Source organism: Thioalkalivibrio nitratireducens DSM 14787 (assembly GCF_000321415.2).
Classification (GTDB): domain Bacteria; phylum Pseudomonadota; class Gammaproteobacteria; order Ectothiorhodospirales; family Ectothiorhodospiraceae; genus Thioalkalivibrio; species Thioalkalivibrio nitratireducens.
The window spans coordinates 1,449,528-1,470,077 of the sequence record NC_019902.2 but is presented as its reverse complement, the minus strand read 5'-3'; the positions used below and the strand labels follow the sequence as shown (position 1 = coordinate 1,470,077).

The following is a 20,550-nucleotide window of genomic DNA, read 5'->3' as shown; positions in this document are numbered from 1 at the left end:
CCGAACGCGTCTTAATCCCTTCTTCATCAGGGAAGTCGTTCTGACCTGCAGAACCTCAACAGCGTCCGTCAGGGCAGTCTTAATCCCTTCTTCATCAGGGAAGTCGTTCTGACCCCACCGATGACGACGAGGCGCCATTCTGATGAAGGTCTTAATCCCTTCTTCATCGTATCCGTTCAGCCCCCCCTGGAGAAAGCTGCGATGACTTGACGGTATAGCGCGTCGCGGCTATGGTGGTCTCCATGATCACGGGGATGGGAGGCGTGCGATGGGCGGCTATTTCGGTTCGAAGGCGACGGTCGGGTTGTGCCAATCGATCATTGCCTTGATGCCGCCGCACGACACCTACATCGAAACCCATCTCGGTGGTGGGGCGATCATGCAGCGCAAGCCGGCGGCGTTGCGCAATATTGGCATCGACCTGGACCCGCAAGCACTGCGGGAGTTTGCGGGCCCCTATCCGATCGAGAAGGTGAACGCCTGCGCGCATGCGTTTCTGGCCGGGTTCGATTTCCAGGGCCGGGAATTGGTCTACAGTGATCCGCCGTATCTGCATGCCACCCGCACCTCGCGGCGGCGCTATCGATTTGAATACCAGGAGGCCGACCATCTCGAGCTGCTTGCGCTGCTCCAGTCGCTCCCTGTTCGGTCATCCTGTCGGGCTACCCCTCGGCGCTGTACGACGAGCATCTGACGGGTTGGCGGAGCCTGGAAGTGCAGGTGATGATCCAGGGTCGGGTGCGCACCGAGAAACTCTGGTTCAACTTCACGCCCGATCGGGTGCATTGGCCGCGCTATGCGGGCAAGAACTTCACCGACCGGCAACGGATCAAGCGCAAGGCCGCGAGCTGGGCGAGCGCTACCGGGCCATGCCCGCGGCGGAGCGCCTGGCGGTGCTCTCGGCCCTGATGGCGGTTGAGGCCGAGGATTGAGGTGGGTCGCGGAGGATGCGCCTGAGCCCACACGATCTTCGGCAGATCGACGAGGCGTTCATCGCGGCCCTGAGCGAAGCCGCGCTGCGCGTGCTTGCGGTGAATCTGCTGGTGGATTTGAAAGAGGCGCATGATCGCCTGGGGCAAAACCCGGCCAACAGTTCCCGGCCATCGAGCAGCCAGCCCCTTGGGAAGCCGCCAGCGCAGCAGAGACGGAGGACCCAACCGAAGATCCGACGGCGCCCGCGTCAGAACCCCCGTCATCTGCGGCGACCACGCCCGCCTCCGACAAGAACAAGGCGCCCGCCGGCAAAACCCGGCAAGCGCCCCCGGCGCACCCCGGTTGCGGCCGTCTGGTCACGTTGCCGGTGCAGGAGGAGATCCTGCACAGCCCCGATCGCTGCCGATGCTGCGGCACGCCCTTTCCCGCGGATGCTCCGACCAAGGGCTACAATGGTCGCTATGCACTCGATGTGGTCGCCCCACTTCGGGTTCCCCAGGCCTTGAAGTCCGTCACACCAAGCACGTCTATCTGCAACGGCAATGTTCCTGCGGCCATTGGACGCATGCGGAACCGGGACGCTGTGCAGAGAATACGGATTGGCAGGTCGAACTGACCGAATGGCACCTGGCCGGTCCGATGCTGGTGGCGCTGATCTGCGCCTTGTCGCTGCGCCAGCGCGTTTCGCGCCGGGGTGTCCAGGAGTTTCTGGCCGATTGGCTGGGCGTATCCCTGAGCATCGCGGCGATCCACCAATGCCTGCACGAAGCCGGTCGCGCGGTCGCGCCGGTGATCGAGCGCGATATCGTGCCGTTGATTCGCGAGGCCGAACTGCTGCATGTCGACGAAACCGGCTGGAAAGAGGGAAACCAGCTCTTGTGGCTGTGGGTCTTTACCTGCACCACCGCCACCCTGTTTGCCATCGGCAGGCGTTCCCGCAGGATGCTGCACAAGATCCTGGGCGAAGCGTTCGTTGGCTGGTTGATGAGCGATGGCTTCTGGGCCTATCGCGATTACGATCGCCGCTTGCGCTGCCTGGCGCATCTCATCCGCAAGGCCCATGGGCTGGACCAGAGCCTCGACCCACTGGCGCGACCGTTTGGTGCCGCCACCCTGGCCCTGTTCGAGGACCTGCTCCAGCAAGTCTACCAGGCCCGGGAAGGACCACAGCCTCCGGCCGATCTGTACCAGAAAAACCGCGGCAAGCTCGACGCCTTCAACGACCTATGCGTGGATCACTGGGACTGTGCGCACGAAAAGACGCGGCAACTGGCGCGCGAGTTCACCCATGACTGGGAGGCGATCTGGGCCGTTCTGGAGTTTCCGCGGTTGCCCATCACGAACAATTGGGCCGAACAGGCCTTGCGGCACTGGGTGATCAGCCGTCGCATCAGCCAGGGCACCCGGACCGAGCAGGGTTCTTTGGCCTTCGCGCTCCTCGTCAGCGTGATCGAAACCTGCCGCAAGCGCGGGGTCTCGCCCTGGCCCTACCTGGCTCAGGTGGTCCAGCAGCGGCGCAAAGGCGAGCCGGCCCCCGTTCTGCCTGAACCCGCCCCGGCACCATGACCTTTCGCCGCATGCGGTTGTAATACCAGCACTCAAGCCTGGGGGAGTGAACGCATACTCTTCATCAGGGAAGTCGTTCTGACGCCGTGACATGGATGCCATGGACGCGGCCAGCCGTCTTAATCCCTTCTTCATCAGGGAAGTCGTTCTGACACGGGGCTACCAGACAAGCCAAGTTCAAAGAAAAAGTCTTAATCCCTTCTTCATCAGGGAAGTCGTTCTGACCTCGAACGCGAACCCAAGCCGACCTTCATCGATCTGTCTTAATCCCTTCTTCATCAGGGAAGTCGTTCTGACATGCCGGTAAAGAGCAGTTTGCGGCGTTCCTGCTGTCTTAATCCCTTCTTCATCAGGGAAGTCGTTCTGACGCTGGCTGAGGCGGTCCGGAAAGCCGATCGCCGTCTTAATCCCTTCTTCATCAGGGAAGTCGTTCTGACGGATCGCCAGGATCATCATGTTTTCAACTCACGGTCTTAATCCCTTCTTCATCAGGGAAGTCGTTCTGACGGTCTGTTCAATGGCGGGGCCAGTGGGTGACACCCGTCTTAATCCCTTCTTCATCAGGGAAGTCGTTCTGACCCTACACCGTGCTGAACACGACGCGGCTTGACCGTCTTAATCCCTTCTTCATCAGGGAAGTCGTTCTGACCAAGAAGGGCTGCGTCATCACGCGAGTCACGATCGTCTTAATCCCTTCTTCATCAGGGAAGTCGTTCTGACAGGCCCGCCAGGAAGCCATCGACGCCGAGATCGTCTTAATCCCTTCTTCATCAGGGAAGTCGTTCTGACGAAGGAGAAGCAGCATGACTAACTACCCACACGTCTTAATCCCTTCTTCATCAGGGAAGTCGTTCTGACGCGGCGAGTGCGAAAAGTGCGGAGCACCGATTCGTCTTAATCCCTTCTTCATCAGGGAAGTCGTTCTGACCACACCCAGCTACTGCTCGCCCGGACGATCCGGGGTCTTAATCCCTTCTTCATCAGGGAAGTCGTTCTGACGAACGACATGCGATACCTCGACATACTGAACCAGTCTTAATCCCTTCTTCATCAGGGAAGTCGTTCTGACCAGTACATGCGCGGCATCAAGAGCGGCGGCGGCGTCTTAATCCCTTCTTCATCAGGGAAGTCGTTCTGACTGCATGGCCTGAAAACACCTTTTAGAACAACCGCTTGCAGAGGGGGTTCGCGGGGTTCGCGGGCGGTGGCAGACTGATGCATTTCTTGACGGCGATTCGGGCACGTTCCGGGCAATCTTAGCTCACTCGGCCAGCGCCTGCAGCAAGGTTACCAGGCCCGGGTTTTCGTGGGACTGGAGCAACGCGCCGTCCGGAAGCGCGCCGCGGCCGAGCGTGTCGACCTGGGCGGGGTTCGGAATCGGATAGGCCCGCACGTCGTCTTCGCGGTGGTCGATGCGACCCGCGATGTCGTGCAAACAGCGCGCGAGCTGGGCGCTGCTGCCCTCGTAGTAGAACACCGAGTATTGCACCGGCTGGGCAAACCGCTTCAGGAAGCGATGCAGCCGGATCAGCCGCCGCGGGTCGGCGATGTCGTAGCAGATCAGCCACGCGCGCGGTGCGTTCAGTGCCACGATCCAAGCTCCGTGCGCAGGTGGCGCTTCAAGTCGCCGAGATGCTGCAGCAGTCGGTTCTGGTTTCGCTGCGCCCAGTTCTCGAAGAACAGCAGCGACGCGGCCCCCGTTTCGACCTGCTCGGCCAGGGTGCCACAGTGCAGGTTGAGGTCGGCCCAGAACAGGCCGGCGATGTCGTCCGCGAGATCCATCGAGGTGCCGTCGAACCCCCAGTACTGGATATCGACGCCCTCGGCCAGCAGGCGCTGAACGGTCACGCTGGCGCACCAGGCCCGGGCCTCCGGCACGAAATGATCGGCAAGCCTGCCCTGGTATACGAACTGCCGCTTGAGATCGTTGAACAGGCGAACCGGAACCCGCAGCCCGGGGCCGACGCTGGCCGCCCAGTGCGCGAGCACGTTCATGCGGCGGCTGCGCAGCCAGTTGCGGTAGCGCCGACGCCAGCTCGGCAACTGCACATACAGGAGCAGCGCATCGTGAATCGGCCCGGTCACCATCTGGCTGGGGAAGGCGTTGCCAGCCGCCGCGCCGCGGGAGTCGACCCAGGTCACGGGAATGCCCCGTGCGAGGCAGGCACACAGCGCGCCGCCATCCCAGCGGGTCTTGTCCCCGCACACGATGCGTTGCACGCGCCGTAGCGGCAGCACGCGGACGGCTCGATGCGACGCGACAATGCGCAGGCTTTCGCCCCGGACACCGATTTCCCGCGATTCGCCGTCCAGCAGATACAAGGGCTTGGGCGGGACTTCCGAGCGCCGCGCAGGCATCCGCCGGGGCGGCTGGCCGCAGGTCGCAGTTCTCATGTCTCGCCCGCCTCGTCGTCCCCGTCCGGATCCAGAAACGTCTCTCCCTGCTTCCGGAAATCCCGCGCCAGTTGCCCGCAGCGCAGGCGCAGCCAGCGCCGGTGCGTGCGCGCGAAGGGCTCCCAGCGGCCGTAGAAGCGCGCCCGACCGGCCTTGTTCAGCAAACAGGCTTCGTGGTCCCGGCTGAAGTCGTGCGCGCGGAGCACTTCGGCTCGGAAAAGCTCCCAGACCCACGCGTCGACCACGGGACGAAGCGGCTCGATCAAGTCACTGGCGAGCGACTCTCGGCCGAAGCTCGGGCGGTGGTAAAACCCGATCAGCGGGTCGAGCCCGGCGGCATGGGCCGCGCGCACCGCATCGAAATGCAGCAGCGTGTAGCCCAGCGACAGGCAGGCGTTCACCGGGTCGCGCGGAGGCCGCCGGTTACGACCGCGGAAACCCACCGCGGGCGGAAACACCGCTCCGAGGCCGGCGAAATAGGCTCTCGCCGCCGCACCTTCCAGGCCGCGCAGCCGGCCGATGTCGCAGCTACCGTCGGTGAGCTGGGCACGAATGCGGGCCAGCGTCTCGCGCGCATCGAACAGCGCCTTGCGCGCATCCGGGCGCTGCCGTTCGCATTGGATCAGCAACCTGTACTGGCGGCGCAGCTTCGCAGCCACCAGGTCGCGGGCCCAGCGGGCGCAGTAGTCCGCGTCGCGGATGCGCAGGGTCTGGGCGATGCGCACCGCCGCATCGTTGTGCCGAGGCCCGAGCATCAGCGCAACCTGGCGGCTGCTTCTTGCGCCCATGAACACGGTGGCGGTGCCCGACTCGGCGAGCTTGAGCAGCACACCCGATTCGAACCGGGTCTGGCGCCCCTGCACCACCACGCGCTCGAGCAGACTCAGGGGCACGGTGCCCCGGCGCCGGCCGCCCTCGTACACCGCCAGGACGTTGCCGTCGGTACGCAGTTCCAGTTGCGCGCGGTCCAGAAACAGAGTTGCCATCGCGGTCAGCCGAGATAGAAGAGATCGGGGTCGGAGGGTGCCTGGGCTTTGCCGAGGGTGTACACCCGCGCTCGCGGATCCAGGCGCAGCAGCAGAAACCGGTCTTCCTCCTCGTCGAGGATCATCGCCATGTCGTGCAGCAGATCGCCGCGCTCGGCCGGGGTCAGGAACACCTCGTGCACGGATTTCTGGCCACCAGTCGCGTACGCGCGCACCAGCTTCAGCGCCGCCGCGAGACGGCTCGGCCGGGAAACATCGTAAGCGGCAAGGAAGAAGTCGCGCTCGCTCATGGCAGCCCCGCGTTGCTGACTGAGCGCCAGTATCGCGCGGCGGCGGCCACAGAGCGCGGCCGGCAAGCTTGCGGAAGAACGAACGGATCAGGACGGGATGTGCTGCAGGCGGCCCTGCCCCATGCTGGTGCCGGCACCGGCATGCATGAACTGCCCCAGCCACAGATAGGGCCAGAACGGCGCGATCCGCTCGGTCGGGAGTTCGATCGTGCCGAGCAGGCCATCCATCGCCACTTCCGTTTTCTGCCGCGACGAGAACCGGTTCCAGCTGCGCCATGTGAGCTGGGAATCCAGCAGCGGCACCGCCCGCGCCGCGGTCGTCAGGCCCGCGAAATCGGTCTCCAGCGGATGGTCGGCATGAAAATAGGTGAGCATCGACACTCGGCGCAGCAGACTGGAGAACAGGTCCGAGAAGCGGAAGGTGTCCGGCCGCACCGGCCGGCCCTCCCGGCGCAGGCGCAAGGGTGTCCGGAACTCGACCCTCAGCCGGTCACCGGTCGACGGCGGGATCGGCAAAGCGTCTACCGGAAGGAGTTCGACCGGCTGCCCGGGCTCGTAGACGCGTTGCCAGGTGTCCGCGCCCGGCCGGACTTCCCGTTCCGCGCCCTCCAGTTCCATGCGCGTGCGGCCCTTGCCGATGCCCGCCAGCCCGGCACGCTCGAACGCGTGCAGCAGGTACGGCAGGTGACGATTGCCGTGCCCGATCAGGGTCAGATCGAGGACATACGACTCGCCCAAGCCCACCCGTTCCACCCCGACCGCTGGATTCAGCACGAACGGATGCGGCACCGAAGGGTACTTGCGCATCTTCTCCGCGTTCTGGGGTGGCGGGGTCTCGAACAGGTAGGCATGCGCACAGACCTGCACCAGCGCACAGGCTGCGCAGCGCGGCAACTGGGTGACGCAGACCAGACGCTTCAGCGCATGGCCCAGCGCACCGCGCCAGGTCGAGCCGGCAAAGTAAGGAAGCCGAACCTCGCCGCCGGCGCGAAAGTGCAGGCGGTAGCGGGCGAGAGGAAGATGGGGTTCAGCACTCGGTGTCATCGCGCATCCTTTCGTGTTTTCCGGGTTCGGCGCTGCTCGCCTTGCCGTGGTTCCGCTGGCACGACTGCTCCGCAGCCGATACGAGACATTGATCGGGGAGTCGGTGGTCCGGGAGTACCTGCGCATCGCGCAGTCCAAGTTCGGCGCAACTCCGGCAAGTTTGGAATTTTCCCTTGAGGTACTGCGGCGGCAGAGGATCGTTCCCGATGGCACCGAAGCTTTCCCTTCGATCGGAGATCCGGATGACCGGCCAATCGTCGGCTCCGCGCTGGCAGCCGAAGCGGAACGGTTCGTCACTGGCGACCAGCTGTTGCTGGTCCTGAAGGATCTGGAAGGCATGCCGATCGTCTCACCAAGGGAATGCTGGGAGCGGCTGTTGCTGGCCAGCTGACACGCGACGCCTTCGGGCATGGGCCGCGCCGTCCCGAAACCGGTGTGTTGGCGGGGATCGACGTGCAACATGCCAGCCGGCTCGCGGCCCCCGTTAATCCACGCACCGCGCGGTGAACGTTTCCAGTCGGGCGCGGCAGGCGCGGAGCTCGTCCGCCGTGAGTTCGCGCCCGCGGAATTCGGCAGGAAGATCCAATGTCAGATGGTGGTAGCGGCCGCCGCGCTCGCAGACCTGGGCGATCAGTTGGACCGGTAACGTTCCGATCACGGTATCCCCCCACTGTATCCGGGCGGTGTCCAGATGGTGCACAAACTCATCGACGGGAATGCTCTCCTGCTCGGCCCATTCCGCGGCGCCCGGGTGCCGTGTCACAAAGTAGGTGCGTCCTTCGTGCCCTGGCTTTGACGGGGCATCGCCGGCATCCTTTGTCTGTTGCACCAGCCGGGTGACACTCTCCTTCAGTACTTCGGCCGACAATGGCTGCGTTCGAAACCCACAGTGTTCGATGTCGTTGCGGACCTCAGCAATGGACTTCGCGTCCGGGTCCGCCTTGGTCCAACTGGTATCCAGCTCGAGGCGAGCCGCCTGCGAGAAGCTCGGGGAATTGACCTCGACAGCCGATGGGTCGCCCGCGTATCGGCACACCGCAGCCTCGCGGACCACTGCGACCGCTTCCGGGAGGCGGCCGAACGCCAAGTACTGCCGTGCCAGCGCGGTCATCGCCTGCTGCCCCTGCTCCGACGCTAGCCTGGGCGCAGCAAGTGGGCGAGCCAGTTCGACGATCTGGTCGAGGATCCCCGACAACGGCGGAAGGTTGCGATCGACCTCCGCCCGCATCTGATCCACCGCGGCCATGAGTTGGTCCGCAGTGCCCCGCGCCTTGCCCTTCCTCCTCGTGTCCTGCTCGTAGCCCGTAATCAGGCTGGCCACCCGAACGGCCGCGAGGTCGTCCGCGAATGCCTTCAAGGCCGTGGCCAGCTTGCCGAACCTCGGCCAATCGCGCTTGCCGGCCGCCAGCTGACGCGCGCGCTGGCGCCCCTCCTGCCGGCGTGATAGCGCGACGACGGGATCCGCAACACCGGTCTGCAGGAACAAGCCCAACGCCTGCGACCAGTCGAGCAGTTCCAGGAACAGGGTCATGTCCCAGACAGGGGATTCCGGCTCATCCTTTCGGTATTCGCCGTACAGCAGGCGGATGTCGGGCCCCTGCTGGCCCGAGGCGCGCAAGACCGACAAGACCGCGCCGGCAAAGAACGGCTGGGTGCGAAAGCCATGGGTAATATCCAACAAGAGGGCATCGTCCGCCCGCATTGCACAAACGTCGCGCAACACCCGAAACTGCTCCCAGAGATCCTCCTCGGTGCGACCGTCCGGGAGGGATCTTCGGCAGACCGCTTTACCATACGCGCCCAGGGAACGCTCGAGAGTCTCCCCATGCCGCCGCCATGCGTCGTCCGTGGCGAGTAGCGACACCTCATCGACGTTGCCGAGTACCGCGAGCGCCTCGGCGACGTACGCGGTCTCGAGGCTTCCGAACTCCGGCCATGCGTATCGGGTGGGTGTGTAGTCACCCGTCCCAAGGAACGAAACCAGCCGACGCGTCATGCTTCGCTCCCGGGCGCAGGGCGCGGCGCCCCGGACACCGGCCTTGCCGCCACCCGTATCCAGCCACCGCTCGGCCCGGTGGTCGGATCCCCATCGGCATACGGGAACCCGACATCGTCCGGCGAGGGCTGGCCGATCGCTGCCCGGCGAAGGAACCGGAACCCGAGCATGAGGATTCCCATCACGCGCAACTCCCTTGCAAATGCCCCATCCATTGCTTGACCCGTTGCTGCAGTTTCGGCAGCTCCGACGGGCCGATGACCTCGAATCGGGCCTGCCGGGCGCGATCCCGTAACACATCGCTGGGAGTGCGCGCAGTCACCAGCCAGGTCTGGCCGAACAGTCCGCGGGTGTCGCGGCCCAGGCTCTCGACCTTGTAGGCGATTTCGTTGTCGTTCTGTCCGGAGTCGAACTTGAGCGTCTTGCATTCGATGAACAGGAGCTGGTTGCGGTGGCAGGCCATCACGTCGAACTCGTTGCGCGCCTGCTCGGCGCCGTCCCAGACTCCGCGTACGCCGGCCCGACAATCGGCCACCCCGGCATCGCGCACGATGTGCCACGCATATTCTTCCAGCCAGCCGCCGTTGACGAAACGGACGGCCTCCCGGTTGAGGAACTCGATTTCGCAGTCGCCATCCCAGCGCAATAGCCCGACCGTGCAAAGCTGCTGCAGGGCGTCGCGCCAGATCCCCCGCGGGCTACGGCGAAAGTGCTGCACCGGATGCGCGTCCCGCATTGCATCCGCGGAGTCGCGACGCTGATCCGGGAGAAACACGCTGGCGGCCAGCGCGTTGAGAACCCCGATCAATTCTTCGAGCTTCGAGGCGTTACGCCCGAGAAACTTGGTCGCAGGCTTCCGTGCCTCGGCACCCGCCGCCCAAGACGGCTCCTGATCATCCGTTGTCTGCAGGCGAAATCCCTGCGCCGCCAGATACTGCTGCACATCGAGGACATCGGCCATCGGCATCGGCGGGGGGTTCTCGTCCGAGGATTCGTCGTGCACCACTTCCAGCCGAGCCTGCGCGGTGTTCGTGTAGATGATGCGCTTCGAGACGTTACGGAACGCCTCGACCATCCCGAGCATCATCAGCTTGGTGCCGCCGGTGGCATTGAGCGTGATCGCTGCCTCCGGATGCTGGTCCTGCAGCGCCTCGGCCAGATCCCAGGCGAATCTGCGAATCGCATCCAGAGGCCCTTCTGGGATATCGCGATTCCAAACATGCGCCGACACGTCGTGCCTTCCGAGAACCGATTTCTGCCGTTTGCCCTGCTCTCGCTGGCGCATGGATTCCGAACACACGAGCACCACCCGCTCCGGGCGGTCCATCAGCGCCGGAATCAGATTGGCAAGCACCTGATCGGAAACGATCGCAACCTGGATTTCCATCAATCCTCCCTGTCCCGACAACCGCCGTTCATGTCCGTCCAGGGCCGCGCGTCCACGGCCCTCACCGCTCCATCCACTACGCGCACAGTGCACCCGCTGGCCAAGGTTGCCGCAGCGTTCGAATGCCACTGCGAAAAGCGAAGCGATCGGCCGCCGGCATCTCAGCCGCGCAGATCCTGAATCGCGGCGCGCCGCTTGGCTTCCTGTTTCTCGCGCTTTTTCTTGTCCTTGCCCGGGTCGAACCAGCCGATCGCATCGTAGGCACGCTCCAGCAGCTCGGCAGCGCGTCGTCGATCCGCCGGTGGCCACGGTTTGGCGGCGTCCGTCAGCTGGTTGAGGGCCGCCACGAGTACCGAACGCTGCATGCGCCGTTCCGCTTCGCTGAGGGCAAGATGGCCAGTCAGCTTTTCCTCCGTGCGATAAAGCGCCTTCCCCTCATCCGATAGCGCGTCGAACGCGGCCCGAATTTCGGCATCCTGCTGCTCCCTCTGCTGCCTTTCGTGCTCACGCGCTTCGCTCTCCCGAAGATCCTGCAGCACACGTTGGTAGCCGGCTGCACGTTCGGTGTCCTCGGAAAAGTAGCCGTAGCCCGCCCGCGTCTTGGCACCGATTCCATGCTCTTGAAGCGCCGCCTGCAGCATGTCCCGCGCCAGATCGAGCCAGGCCGCCCCCGGTCCTTCAATCACGAACAGGAAGCTGCCCCGGACCGCGACCTGGGCATTCGGAACGGGGCTATCCAGATCGGTCGCGTCGCTGCCACCCTCGCTACCGTAATACTCGAGGTGATGACTGGTCACGACTTCCTGCACCAGGGGTGTCGTTGCGGAGTCCGGTACCCACCAGGCATCGTGGAATCCGATCACGCCGGAGAGTCCGTCCGGATTTGGCGATCCCGCCTGTGCCGCGGCACCAAAGAGTTCGTTGCAGGCCGCGGGGCTGAACCCCGCTTGAGCGCGGGCGAAACCGGACACGACCCCCTTGATGCTGGAACCGGGGATATAGGGCACGCCGTAGCTGTGGTGGATCGCACAGCCGGTCTCCAGCATGCCGCCCGCCGACAGGCCGATGAAAAGACGGCTGTCCAGCCGCAGGATGGTACCTGCGAAGCGCTGCGGATCCGCAGTGCAGCGCTGCCAGCGTTCATAAGCTCGCCGGTACAGCTCGCCCGCGGGGATTCGGCAGATCCGTTCCACATACTCCGTTTTTGTCGCGGTAGCGCCGGATTCGTGCTCCGGGTAGCCGCGCTGCAACAGCAGCCCGGGATGGGCATTGCGTGCATTCCGGAACGGCTCGCGCAGCGCCGAGCGTATCAGGGCGATCATGCCGCATCGTCTCCTTCGGCCGTGCCGGTAGCATCGATCCGCAGCACGCCTTGCACGTAGCGCTTCATCCAACCAGCCGCCTCCAGCGCGCGGCGGGTCAGCAGCAACGTCTCGTTCAGGTCGGCGGCGATCACGCGCTGATGCAGACCGGTTGCACCCCCTTGAATCGTCGAAGATCCGCTGCGGGTCAAGACGTCCACCAAATCTTCCAGCACCGCGTAAGCATGTGGTTCTTTTTGCGCCTTCGCGAGCAGGAAGCCGGTGGTTTGAGCCAGTCCGTTCTGCAGAATCATCCCCGGCAGCTTGTGCACCAGCGCCCCGTATTTCTTGCGCTGTTCATCGGCCTTCCGGGCTTCCACACGCGCATAGGCGGCGCGGGCGACGCGATGGCTGCGCAGGTCCAGCGACCGTGGGTTCCCCGCACTCACGCCGACACCTCCCGCCGCAACAGACGCACCAGCCCGCGCCCGACGCCAGCCTTGCCGCCCAACTGGAGCAATTCCTCATCCGGCAGGCAGGCGGCCAGCGCCCCGGCATCGCGATCGTCGCCTTGCCGGTTCGAGCGGGACAGCGCCTGCACACCCCAGAGCACCGATTCCGCGGGCAGGTTCTCCTCGTACCACAGCGCGCCGCGTTTCACGGTTCCGGTAGCGGGATCGATCGCGATCCGGGTACGAATCTCGGTCGCGGTCTCGGCGAGGTAGTGCATGATGTTGTCGGGAAGCAGCGCGAAGCGGGTGACGAGGTCCGTCTGCGCGTCGGCATCGTCCGGATGCACGGCCTGCCCGATCCAGGCAGCCCAGGCACGCAGTGCCGGATCCTCCTGCGCCGGAAGGTCGAGGTCTTCAAGGAACAACACCCCATCCTGCCGATTCACGGAGTCGGGGACGACCCGTGCCTGCCCCTCCCTGGGCTCGTTCGGAAGCGGTGGCGCCGCCTGCCCGGCGCGGATCAGGTCCTGCCGATAACGGCGCAGGATGAAGGGGGAAGTGGCGTAACAGACGATGCCGGCCAGCGACCGCACCGGCAGCAGCAGCAAGTGGGCGTCCCCTACCGCGAGGGCGCCGGCAAAGGCGTCGGCCGCCCCACCGATCTCGCGAGGCCCGAACAACGCCGGCACATCCGGCTCACGCTGTGGGTCGCCCTCCATCTGGGCGCGCAGCACACCGCGCAGCGAGGAGCCAGGCACGATCGGCAGGTGGGTGGCGCGAGCACGCGCGATCGGCAGGTCGACCACGTCGGCGGCTTGCCCCACGCCGCAATGCAGCGCGGACAGAGCATGGAGATGAAAGATTCGCGGTTGCATGGTGATGGTGTCCTTGTATTCGGTTGTTCCGTCAGTTCGAATCCGCGACCGGGGTCCAGGGTGCCGGCAGCGCCAGACCGAAGCCATCGCGCCGGTCTTGCTCGTCGTCACAAACGCTGGCGAGCCACAACCCGCGCAGGGCCTCGGGCTCGGCATCGCCTGCCAGTGCGAACCAATAGGTCGCGCCAGCCGGCACCAGCTTGCGCGTGGGCCGCGGCTGCTGCCGGGCCAGATCCCATCCGGAGTGCGGCTGCCAGCGGTCCACGGTAGCGGCGCGCAGATGCAAGCGGGGCCTCGGCGGGCTGGTTGCGTCGAACACGCTGTCCGGAGGCGCGCGATCCGCATCCAGCCATCCCGGGAGATACCCGGCGGCGAACACTGCCGGCGTGACCAGTGTGAGGCTGAGACCCCCTGCCCGCACGATGTCCTCGAACCAGCCGTCCGGGGGTTGCGGCCAGGCACTCTCCGGCTCCGGCGTCATGGCCGCCAGCCGGCGCTCGCCGCCCAACGTCACCAGTGCCGCGCCGAGCGGCTCGGCACAGCGCGCGAGCAGGCGCAGCGGTTCGTCGCCGAATGTACCTGCGGCGGCGTCGCTCGGATCCGACGCGAATTCCAGGCCTTCGGTCTGGAACAGCCGGCCTTCCACCGCGGCCTGGCGGTCCCGATCGATCGCGACATGGGTGCGCCGGTCCCCGGCTGGCGGCGACCAGCCGCGCTGCTGCAGTTCGGCATGCGTAACCTCCCCTTCCTCGCCACGCCGGAAATCGAGCCAGTCCTGCCATGCCCACCAACTCGGCCCCGGTCCCGGCTTGCCTTCCACCGGACGCGACAGTTGCACCGGCAACAGACCCTCGGGCAGGTCCGCGCCGCAACCCGTGTCGAACGGCCGCGGCTCGGCCCGAACGCAACGCGCCTGCCGGCCATGCCCGAAGTAGAGCGCGTCCGCCGGCTTGGGCAGGAGCACAGTGGATCCACGCAGCAGCAGCGGCCCCGCCAGCGCAAGCCCGGTCAGACGAGCGGCGGAAGCAGCCGCGGATTCGGCGTCCGGTGCCAGCGGAAACCCTACGCCCTGGGCGCGCGCCCAAGCCGTTCGCAGGCAACCCGCCAAGGTCGAGGGCGGCGGAAACCGGGCCGGGTCGACCCCGGTCCAGCCGTCGAAGGGCCGGCCCGAGCGTACGATGATCGGTGCCAGCGGCGTCAGGCTCAGCGTGCGGCTGGGCCTGGCCGCGCCGACAACATCAGCCGCTGCGCCAGCCCCCCCGGATTGCGGCACAGCGCTTTGACGCATTCCGGCGGCCTGCGCCGGTTTTGCCTGCGGCTTCCGCGAGTAGCGAGGCGGACCTTTTCTGTGTTTCTTCGCCATCAGCGTGTCTCCACATCGGCCCGGGTGCGGGCAGCGAGCCATCGGGCAACGATCAGGGTGTCGGCCAACTGCGCTAGCGGCACCACGCCGGCCCGAAGCGCGATTCGATCCTGAAGCTCGGGCGAGATTTTCTCGGCCCCACCGGCCCTGCGCGCCCGATCCAGCATCCGCTGGACCTCTGCTGCACGCATGCCCCGGGCCATCGCCCGGTCCTCGGGGCTTGCGTCACTGGCCGCGAGCGGCAGCCAGCACAGCCGTCGGTCGATCGCCCGCAGGTCGTAGGCAACGCGCGACGGCAGGCGCGCAGCGCGATAGTCTGCGGTGAAATCCTGGAGTTCGCGTAACGCCGCCGAGTCATTCCATCGCGCACGCCACTCGATCTCTCCACCCGAACGAATGCCCAGCACGATCCCCAGGGCGTTGCGCTGGTCCTCAGCGCCCAAGGCATCCCCCTTGGCCAGTTGCTCGGCCCGCAGCGCGCGGGCGCGCAGGCTGCCCAAAGGCTCCATCAGGTGGCCGACGCCCAACCCCACCGACAGCGTCGGTCGCTCGCCAGCGGGCAGCCCCAGGGCTTCCGCAACCGGCCCTAGCGCTGCGGAAAAACGATCGGCCAGCATCTGGGCACAGGCGACGGCACTCTCGAGCGGCACCAGCGCCAGCACGTCGTCCCCGCCCGAGTAGATCGCATGCCCATGGTGTTCGCGCACCAGGCCGCGCACCTCGGAAGCGAAACCGTGCAGCGCTCGGGAGACCTGCCGCGACTGCTCCGGGCTCTGTGCCCGTGCCAGCAGTTTTCCCATCCGGTCGCCATCGGCCTGGAGAATCGCGGCATAGGGCACCGGTTCGCCGCAGCGGCGGCCTGCGCGCCCGACCGCCCGGCCGATCGCCGCAAGTTCCCGGCGAAGTAGCAGCAAGGCTTCCCGTTCTGCCGGCTCCTGGGCCTCCTGCGCGAGCGCATTGCGCAACCGGAAGCCGTAGAGCAATTGCGCGTCGAACGGGAAATCACCGTAGCAGCCGGCGTTGCCGCGCACCCGCGTCGCCAGACCTGCAGCAACCAGCGGTTCGTACGTGGCCCGCAGGCGTTGCAATTGGTCGCCGGTCAACTGCCGGAGCCATGGATCGGCCGCGATCCGCGCGTAGGCCGTGAACTGTTCCGGATCCCCGGCCAGGCGCTTGATCACGCCGAGCGCATCGAGCTGCTCGCCACGTGACAGCGCCAATCGCCGTACCAGTGCCGGCGCGGGCGGCTCGGGCAGCACCGTCTCGAAGCCGCCGTCCAGCGAGCACTTCGGCAAACCGGCGCCTTTCTCCTCGAGCCGGCTCGGCCCGAAATCGCGGGTGGCCTTGCGTGCGGCGAACACCGCACCCAGGCGCTGATTCATCTGGGCATAGTCCTTCGCGGCGCCGGTGTCCCCGGGCACCCAAGCCGCGAATACTTCCAGCACGTCCCGAATCTGTGCCTGCCAAACGTCGTCCCGAAGTGGGCCAGCGTTGCGCACCTTGGCCCGCGCGGTCACTCCCAGTTCGACCAGGCGCTGAACGGCGGCGTCTCGGGCCTCGGCACAGAGCGCCCGCAGCCGCGCCTTATCGGCGGCCACGCCCGCCGTGGCGCCGGCGAACGCGACCTCGGCACGCAGCACGTTGGCGATGTTCGCCTCGTCGCCGGGGGCATCGAGCGGTTCCAGATCCCGTTCGGGATCGACGGGTGCCGGGAAGATCAGACAGCCGGGGTGTGCCCGATGCAGCGCCCGCGCAGCGGCCCGCGCAGCCTCCGACAGCAGCCAGGAGCCGCACCAGAGATCGCGCGTCCGGCGCGCAGCTCCGATCAGGCCTTGCACGGGACCGAGCGAGACCGTGACGAGATACCGGGGCATCAACTCACCCCCTTGCGAAAGAACGCCAGAAAGGCGGTCAGCGGATCGTCGCCGTGACCCTGCATCGGGTGAATACGCTCCGCGGTCTCGGCCTGTTCCCGGGTATCGACGGGCCAGGTCGCCAGCCTTTGATGGCCACTGGTTTCGAACCGCAACTTGAGCCTGCCGCGCAGCGCCTGCTCCCAGCCGGGAAGCAACAACGCGGCGGGCCGGTAGCCCTCGCCATCCCAGTAAGGGCGCAGGATCAGCGGGCTGGCCATGCGGTCGAAGTCGCCGTCGGGTTCCAACGTCGAATCCGGCGGCTCGCCCTTATCCTTGAATTGAAACACGATCGGCAACCCGAACGCGGCGCGCGGATAGCATCCCACCACCGGGTGCTCTGGCGCATGACCGGCGGAATGCGTGTTCGCCAGCTGCCGGATCGCATCGGCCTCGGGCCAATAGCTGCGGCCCGGGTCTTTCGGATTGCTGCCTCGACGCCCCACGCCGAGGCCCTGACGGAATTCTCGAAGACAATCGACCGCCGCGTTCCAGGCACTCGCCGCATCGCCGCCCCGCTTGCCCAGCACCAGCCGGCCACCCGCCGCCGCGACCTCGTCCACGGTCACGGGCTCCAGACCATCGACCCGCACCGCGCCCAGACCGCGCCGGGTCCGCGCGCCCACCCCTCCGAAGCTGGCCCACCAGCGCAACGCCTGCTGGACCCCGGGCCACTGTTCGTCCCCGCAGGCGATCCGCAACCGGAACCCCAGCCCCGGTTTCGCGACCTCCCTCGGGCGCTCTTCGATGGCGTGCCCGCCCGGGGCGAGCTTCCCCTGCGCCGGAAAAAGCGCATAGGCACTCACGCCTCCGGCGGGGTCGGGAACACCCCCATGCTTGCCATCATGCTTCTTCTTGAACTCGAAGGCCGGTAGCAACTGCGCGTTCGAGACGTCGGATACGCGTACGGACACCTGGCTGGCGCTGGCCGCCTTCGCGCCGATGCCGCCCCAGAGCGCCCTTTCAACAGCGAAGAGCTCGGCGGGGCTGCGCCCTTGCCGGTTCAGCAAACGCCACCAGAACCGCCACTGACCGCGCAGTCCGCTGGGGCGGATCGGCAGCTCGTCATCCACCTGCCCCGCCTCGACACCGCCCCCGTACAACGGTGTGATCGTCCGGCTGACGAATACTCGTTCATTGCTCGGCGCAGCGCCGCGTGCGTCGCGCCAGTTCCGGGCCAATTGCTCCGGGTCGTTCTCGTGTGTGGGTTTACGCATTGTTTTGTCTCCATCCTGGATCTGGAAGGTGCGCCCTGAACGTGTCGACGTGAGTCAAGCAGGTACCTCGGGGGGAATCGCTCCCGGCGTGGCCGTACACTGCACCGTTCGTGGGCCACGCCGAGTTCGTCGAACCAGGCGGCGGTGCGCGCCAGGCATCTGCCCCATCCAGCGCCACTCCGCTACTTCCCGGGGTCTTGCACCGCGTCGAACCGAATCGCTTCCGGTTCCAGCCGCAGGCTGAAGCGGCCGTCGCGTTTGCCGTCGGCGTGAATCGCGTACAGGCGTGCGAGCTGGGGGCCGAGGTGCTGCCTGAGCGTGGCGTTGGTACGGGCCTTTCGCTGGTCGAAATAGTCGGCATCCATCCCGTTCTGCAAAGCCTCTTCCGCTCGCTCCAGATCGCCCGACATCGGACCGACGATGCGCTGGTATTCCGCCAGGAAGGGCCCCGAGAGTTCCGGGTCGCTGCGGCGCAGCGCATGGCCGCTGACTTGGCGCTTGCGCGCGAACAGCGCGTAGAACGCAAGATCCGCCGGAGCCATCGGCAGCCGCTCGCCGCTGGCCTCGAGACAGCGGCCGGCCAGGTCGATCACCAGTTCCGGCGGCTCCAGCGCGCGGCGCGCGGCAGCCACCGTCTCGCTCAGCTGCGCGCCGCCCTCGACCAAGCGGGTCGGCAGGCCATCGCGCAGACTCACGAACGGGATTTCGGCCAACGTGACGCTGGCATCCGCCGTGTCCGCGAGTTTGTCGTTGCGGGTGGTAATCACCCGGCTGTAGGGCGTCGGGTAAAAGAAATCCCAGCTCGATTCGAACGGCTCGCTGACCAGCACGTGCGACAACCGGTCCTGCGGTCGACCGAACAGCGAAAGCGCATAGCCGGCGTAGTAGCCCATGGTCTTGCGCCCGCCGGCGATCGACACATGCAGCGCGCTTTCCGGGTCTGCGGTGAACTCCCGTACCTTCTCGGTAATGAAATCCGCGGCACGCTCGTTGTCCTCGGGCGTTCGGATATCGGCCAGCGGGGTACCGCTGGCGTCGCGCAGCACATGGATGGAATCGTTGCCGAAACGCAGGCCCGTCAACTCCAGGTCTTCGCACAGTCGGCGAAACCATCCGGGCTCGCGGCTCAGCAAAGCCAGCCGCGCGCGCTCGGCCCCTTCTTCGGTGGTGATCACGTGCACTTCCGTGGGAACGCGATCGCGCCGCTGGCGCGCAAGGCCATAAAGCGTTTCCGTCACCACCTGCGGCGACAGGCCCGTTACGGCCAGCAGCACGCGCCGCGAGAATTCTTCCGGTTCCATCAGCAGATCCCTTCGCATCGGTCATCGTGGTGGGTGGAGCGCCGCGTCCCTGCAACTCCGTGGCTGCCCGAGTCCGCTGCTTCCTCGCTCCACCCGCAGCCAAGATTGCCCGTCCTCTACCCGAAAGGCCAACCCCGCAAGCTTACCGCTGCCGTCGCCCCCCCTCCATTGCTTCTCACTTGCGGCAATCCGGCGCAGCTCCGGCGGCCATCACATGGCACGGGCTCCCATGGCTCCCTTCCGGCCAATTTCGTACTACGTGAATCCGCCGGGAAGCTGAGTGCCGGCAAGCGTCACGCCGATATCGAAGATGCGCCGGCCGAGCACCTGAGCCCGGCACCGGCGCGGGATTGGGTACACACGCACATCGTCCTTGACGGAATGAATGTGGCTGGATAGCTCCGAGAGAATCCGGTCAAGCCCGGACCCGTTGACCTCAAGCAGGTACACCGAGTACTGAATGCGCAGGCCATGTTCCTTTACCACCCTATGCACGCGGCGCAGACGCACGGGATCGGCAATGTCGTAGCAGAGGAGATAGCCCCGCTGCAGACTCGAGGAGTCCGCGCCTCGACGCCCTCCACCGGTGCGGCTTCGCCGCGCTTTCCACCGCCGTGGCCAGCGCTCAGCCAAGGGGCACCAACCACCGATGCAACGCATGCGTGAGAGCCCTGCCAGCCCGAGAAACAGCCGGTTCCGCCTGTTGCCAGATCAACGCCGGCATCTCGGGGCGAACGGGCCGTGCCTCGCGGCGGGTCGCCACGGTCCAGATGTGGCGGCGCTGTAGCCATTCCAACCGGTAGGGCTCCACTCGCAGCGCGAACAGGCGCGATAGGTCCGCGCCTAGATCGAATTCTCCGGACTGCCAGCCTTCGCTGTCGGCACCAAAACCCAAGTTCTGCAAATGGTCAGCCATCCATGCAGTGGCAAGTTCGCGGAATCGGCTTCGGGTGGCCTCTTCGGTCGAATCACCCACGAAGAACGTCCCCGTCTGACCGATCCATTGCCGCAGGCGTTGGGGATCGAGTGCGAGTTCGCGCGGGGCACCCAGATGCTTCACTACCATGGCAGCGATTCGCTGTTCGGTACGCTCCAGCCATACCTGGTAGCGAGGGCGCCACTCTGGCTGTGCCAGGAGATCGATCACCCGCTGGCGCAGTTCCGAGCGCTGGCCGGCATGGCCGACCACACGTGCGATGGCCTCCCCAGAGGGGTCATGCAGCACGATGGTGATGCCCCTCACCGCGCAGGCCAGAATGGCCTCGGTGGAGAATTCCACCGAGGCATCAGCAACGATTCGGGATACCCGTCGCAACGGGAAGTAGCGATCTGACTGCCCTTCGCCCACCACACGCAGCGCCGGTCCATCCAGCTCCACCCGGAGGCCGGGCGTTTTCGGATCCAGAATCAGCGGCCGCGGCGGCTGTGCCTCGCAAGCGGGGGGCAGCCCACGCAACTCCCTGGGAGGGTTCGCATCCATGACAGTGATGAAACCATCCCGTCGAACGGAATCGTAGGCCTCGCAACCTTGT

At 66.2% G+C, this 20,550-nt stretch carries 20 protein-coding genes and 2 CRISPR repeat arrays (1 of these 22 cut by a window edge); of the genes, 4 read left to right on the top strand and 16 right to left on the bottom strand.

All coding sequences use genetic code 11. The features are described from left to right. A CRISPR array of direct repeats spans positions 1-113; the repeat unit is 37 nt; unit sequence GTCTTAATCCCTTCTTCATCAGGGAAGTCGTTCTGAC (it extends 974 nt beyond the left edge of the window). Positions 114-268: 155 nt separating this feature from the next. The 3 genes from TVNIR_RS20585 to tnpC all read left to right on the top strand — a co-directional run bounded on the left by TVNIR_RS20585 (position 269) and on the right by tnpC (position 2,499). Beyond that, positions 269-694: a hypothetical protein gene (locus TVNIR_RS20585; RefSeq protein ID WP_237251769.1), complete on the top strand. Its 426-nt coding sequence runs from the start codon at positions 269-271 to the stop codon at positions 692-694. Positions 695-720: 26 nt separating this feature from the next. Beyond that, the gene (locus TVNIR_RS20580) at positions 721-909 is read left to right on the top strand and encodes a hypothetical protein (protein WP_237251768.1); all 189 of its coding nucleotides are present in this window, start codon (positions 721-723) and stop codon (positions 907-909) included. Between the two features lie 153 nt (positions 910-1,062). After that, the gene (gene tnpC / locus TVNIR_RS06995; RefSeq protein WP_335338122.1) at positions 1,063-2,499 is read left to right on the top strand and encodes an IS66 family transposase; all 1,437 of its coding nucleotides are present in this window, start codon (positions 1,063-1,065) and stop codon (positions 2,497-2,499) included. A gap of 116 nt (positions 2,500-2,615) precedes the next feature. Next, positions 2,616-3,638: a CRISPR direct-repeat array (repeat unit 37 nt; unit sequence GTCTTAATCCCTTCTTCATCAGGGAAGTCGTTCTGAC). A gap of 122 nt (positions 3,639-3,760) precedes the next feature. Here tnpC and cas2 (TVNIR_RS06990) read toward each other — a convergent pair. From cas2 (TVNIR_RS06990) to cas6, 5 genes are all read right to left on the bottom strand, one after another. Continuing rightward, positions 3,761-4,090 (bottom strand): CRISPR-associated endonuclease Cas2, encoded by a 330-nt coding sequence (gene cas2 / locus TVNIR_RS06990; protein WP_015258292.1) that lies wholly within the window; start codon positions 4,088-4,090, stop codon positions 3,761-3,763. Beyond that, a complete protein-coding gene (locus tag TVNIR_RS06985) occupies positions 4,081-4,893 on the bottom strand; it encodes a CRISPR-associated endonuclease Cas1 (protein WP_083499391.1) in 813 nt (270 codons plus the stop codon). The genes cas2 (TVNIR_RS06990) and TVNIR_RS06985 overlap by 10 nt, the downstream gene beginning before the upstream one ends. Continuing rightward, the gene (gene cas1, locus TVNIR_RS06980; RefSeq protein WP_015258290.1) at positions 4,890-5,879 is read right to left on the bottom strand and encodes a CRISPR-associated endonuclease Cas1; all 990 of its coding nucleotides are present in this window, start codon (positions 5,877-5,879) and stop codon (positions 4,890-4,892) included. The genes TVNIR_RS06985 and cas1 overlap by 4 nt, the downstream gene beginning before the upstream one ends. Positions 5,880-5,884: 5 nt before the next feature. Further along, the gene (locus tag TVNIR_RS06975; protein ID WP_006747401.1) at positions 5,885-6,169 is read right to left on the bottom strand and encodes a CRISPR-associated endonuclease Cas2; all 285 of its coding nucleotides are present in this window, start codon (positions 6,167-6,169) and stop codon (positions 5,885-5,887) included. A gap of 87 nt (positions 6,170-6,256) precedes the next feature. Beyond that, positions 6,257-7,213, bottom strand: coding sequence for a CRISPR system precrRNA processing endoribonuclease RAMP protein Cas6 (gene cas6 / locus TVNIR_RS06970; RefSeq protein ID WP_015258288.1), 957 nt, complete (start codon positions 7,211-7,213; stop codon positions 6,257-6,259). Positions 7,214-7,226: 13 nt separating this feature from the next. On the opposite strand from cas6, the gene TVNIR_RS06965 reads away from it, so the two are divergent. After that, complete coding sequence (locus TVNIR_RS06965; RefSeq protein WP_043739484.1) at positions 7,227-7,604, top strand: PIN domain-containing protein; 378 nt, start codon at positions 7,227-7,229, stop codon at positions 7,602-7,604. A 93-nt stretch (positions 7,605-7,697) separates the two neighbouring features. On the opposite strand, the gene csx16 is transcribed toward TVNIR_RS06965, so the two are convergent. The 11 genes from csx16 to TVNIR_RS06905 form a co-directional block, all read right to left on the bottom strand. Further along, positions 7,698-9,209: a CRISPR-associated protein Csx16 gene (gene csx16 / locus TVNIR_RS06960; RefSeq protein ID WP_015258286.1), complete on the bottom strand. Its 1,512-nt coding sequence runs from the start codon at positions 9,207-9,209 to the stop codon at positions 7,698-7,700. Positions 9,210-9,390: 181 nt separating this feature from the next. Further along, complete coding sequence (locus tag TVNIR_RS06950; RefSeq protein ID WP_015258284.1) at positions 9,391-10,596, bottom strand: Card1-like endonuclease domain-containing protein; 1,206 nt, start codon at positions 10,594-10,596, stop codon at positions 9,391-9,393. A gap of 161 nt (positions 10,597-10,757) precedes the next feature. Continuing rightward, positions 10,758-11,918 (bottom strand): RAMP superfamily CRISPR-associated protein, encoded by a 1,161-nt coding sequence (locus TVNIR_RS06945; RefSeq protein WP_015258283.1) that lies wholly within the window; start codon positions 11,916-11,918, stop codon positions 10,758-10,760. Further along, a complete protein-coding gene (cmr5, locus tag TVNIR_RS06940; protein WP_015258282.1) occupies positions 11,915-12,346 on the bottom strand; it encodes a type III-B CRISPR module-associated protein Cmr5 in 432 nt (143 codons plus the stop codon). The genes TVNIR_RS06945 and cmr5 overlap by 4 nt, the downstream gene beginning before the upstream one ends. Then, entirely contained in the window at positions 12,343-13,224 is an 882-nt protein-coding gene (gene cmr4 / locus TVNIR_RS06935) for a type III-B CRISPR module RAMP protein Cmr4 (protein WP_015258281.1), read from the bottom strand. The genes cmr5 and cmr4 overlap by 4 nt, the downstream gene beginning before the upstream one ends. Before the next feature lie 31 nt (positions 13,225-13,255). Beyond that, positions 13,256-14,512: a type III-B CRISPR module-associated protein Cmr3 gene (locus TVNIR_RS06930; protein WP_237251766.1), complete on the bottom strand. Its 1,257-nt coding sequence runs from the start codon at positions 14,510-14,512 to the stop codon at positions 13,256-13,258. 74 nt (positions 14,513-14,586) lie between these two features. Continuing rightward, positions 14,587-16,461 carry a type III-B CRISPR-associated protein Cas10/Cmr2 gene (cas10, locus tag TVNIR_RS06925; RefSeq protein WP_015258279.1) on the bottom strand — a complete coding sequence of 625 codons (1,875 nt, stop codon included), beginning with the start codon at positions 16,459-16,461 and terminating at the stop codon, positions 14,587-14,589. Continuing rightward, positions 16,461-17,717 (bottom strand): type III-B CRISPR module RAMP protein Cmr1, encoded by a 1,257-nt coding sequence (cmr1, locus tag TVNIR_RS06920; RefSeq protein ID WP_015258278.1) that lies wholly within the window; start codon positions 17,715-17,717, stop codon positions 16,461-16,463. Before cmr1 ends, cas10 begins: the two co-directional genes overlap by 1 nt. Positions 17,718-17,899: 182 nt before the next feature. Then, a complete protein-coding gene (csm6, locus tag TVNIR_RS06915) occupies positions 17,900-19,018 on the bottom strand; it encodes a CRISPR-associated ring nuclease Csm6 (protein ID WP_043740341.1) in 1,119 nt (372 codons plus the stop codon). 255 nt (positions 19,019-19,273) lie between these two features. After that, positions 19,274-19,678, bottom strand: a complete 405-nt coding sequence (cas2, locus tag TVNIR_RS21020; RefSeq protein WP_006747389.1) for a CRISPR-associated endonuclease Cas2 — start codon at positions 19,676-19,678, stop codon at positions 19,274-19,276. Beyond that, a complete protein-coding gene (locus tag TVNIR_RS06905; RefSeq protein WP_083499390.1) occupies positions 19,644-20,498 on the bottom strand; it encodes a CRISPR-associated endonuclease Cas1 in 855 nt (284 codons plus the stop codon). Before TVNIR_RS06905 ends, cas2 (TVNIR_RS21020) begins: the two co-directional genes overlap by 35 nt. Positions 20,499-20,550: the final 52 nt, after the last annotated feature.